This is a genomic window from Nocardioides sp. CPCC 206348 (assembly GCF_048654705.1).
In the GTDB taxonomy this organism is placed as follows: Bacteria; Actinomycetota; Actinomycetes; order Propionibacteriales; family Nocardioidaceae; genus Nocardioides.
The window spans coordinates 151,376-151,586 of the sequence record NZ_JBMCZA010000243.1; the positions used below are offsets into that span (position 1 = coordinate 151,376).

Consider the following 211-nt stretch of genomic DNA (forward strand, 5'->3'; position numbering starts at 1 on the left):
ACCTGCTCGCCGAGATGCGCGCGGACCTGAGCCAGTTCCTGGACCTGCAGTTCCTCGCCGTGACGATCCTGGTGAAGAACAAGGACCAGCTCAACGACCTGATCAAGTCCGTCGCGTCCGACGCGATGACGTTCGTACGCCGCAGCGGGATCGTGTTCGGCTTCGCCATCGGCTTCGTCCAGCTGGCGTGCTGGGCCTACTTCCACAACCC

The 211-nt window shown here is 63.5% G+C and carries 1 pseudogene; it reads left to right on the forward strand.

From position 1 onward, the window contains the following. Positions 1 to 211: pseudogene (locus ACOADB_RS29120) on the forward strand (hypothetical protein); the annotation flags it as partial.